This is a genomic window from Nocardia aegles, from assembly GCF_052545135.1.
On record NZ_JBQWRI010000041.1, the window covers coordinates 1 to 1,372 of the forward strand.

The following is a 1,372-nucleotide window of genomic DNA, read 5'->3' on the forward strand; positions in this document are numbered from 1 at the left end:
CAGCGGCGTCCATCAAATCGATATCACCAACCACCACCGACGAATCAACCACCACCGCCTCCAGAATGCGGTGATACCAGGTGACCATCCGTTGCACCGTGGCGTGGTCGAACAGGTCGGTGGCATAGGAAACAGCTCCGGTCACCATGGCCTGGCCGGTGTCGCCTTCGACGGCTTCCTCGAGGTCGAAGTCAAGATCGAATTTCGCGGTGTCGGTGGACAGGCCGATCGTGTCGACGGTGACGCCGTCGAGATCAACCTCGGCACGGACATTGTTATGGAAGGCCAGTGCCACCTGAAACAGTGGGTGGTAGGCCGTCGATCGAGTCGGATTGATCCACTCCACCAGCCGTTCGAAGGGCACGTCCTGATGGCTGTAGGCGCCCAGCGCCTTCTCCCGAACGATCTCGAGAATGTCCCCGAATTCCCGATCCTCGGTAATGGGAACGCGCAGCACCCAGGTATTGACAAAGAAACCGACCAGATCGTCGAGCGCGTCGTCCATCCGCCCGGCGATCGGCGCCCCGATCGCAATGTCACGCTCACCGCAGATCCGGTGCAACAACACCACCAGCACCGACTGCAGCACCATCGACGGCGTCGCCTGGCTGCGCAGCCCTAACTGCTTGATCGCCGCCCACGTCTCCGGCGAGATGATCACCTCCACCCGACCGCCCACGTAGCTGGCCACCGGAGGCCGCGGCCGATCAGCAGGGAGAGCCAATACATCTGGTAGCCCGCGCAATTCACCGGACCAGTAGCTCAACTGCTGGGCGATCACGCTGTCGGGATCGGATTCCTCGCCCAAGATCTCACGTTGCCACAATGTGTAGTCGATGTACTGCACCGGCAGAGGTTGCCACTGCGGTTCCCCACCATGCCGCCGGGCCTGGTAGGCAGTCAACACATCACGAGCCAACGGCGCCAACGACCACCCATCCGAGGCAATGTGATGCATCACCAGGGCCAGCACATACTCACCACCGTCAACGGCGAACAGCTCAGCCCGCAACGGGATCTCGATCGACAGGTCGAAAACATGTCGAGCGAACTCGGCCAGCCGGGCCGGCAACCCGGCCTCGTCAATCATCTCGACCGGCTTGCCCCTGAACCACGACGCGGGCGCCAACACCTGCTGCTCTACTGCCCCATCGACTTCGATGAACACCGTGCGCAAACTCTCATGCCGCCCGACGACATCATCGATGGCGGCCATCAACGCCTCCGCATCGACCGCACCCCTCAACCGGAACGCCACCGGCATGTTGTAGGTCGCCACCCCCTCCTCGAACCGATTCAAAAACCACATCCGCTGCTGAGCAAATGACAACGGAACCCGATCCGGACGCGGCATCACCACCAAACCAGGCCG

1 protein-coding gene is annotated in these 1,372 nt (G+C 62.1%); it reads right to left on the reverse strand.

What is annotated here, in order from left to right; translation table 11 throughout:
* Positions 1-1,279: condensation domain-containing protein (locus tag ACT89H_RS29350; protein WP_445111913.1), on the reverse strand; the 1,279-nt coding region annotated here is incomplete at its 3' end.
* Positions 1,280-1,372 lie beyond the last annotated feature (93 nt).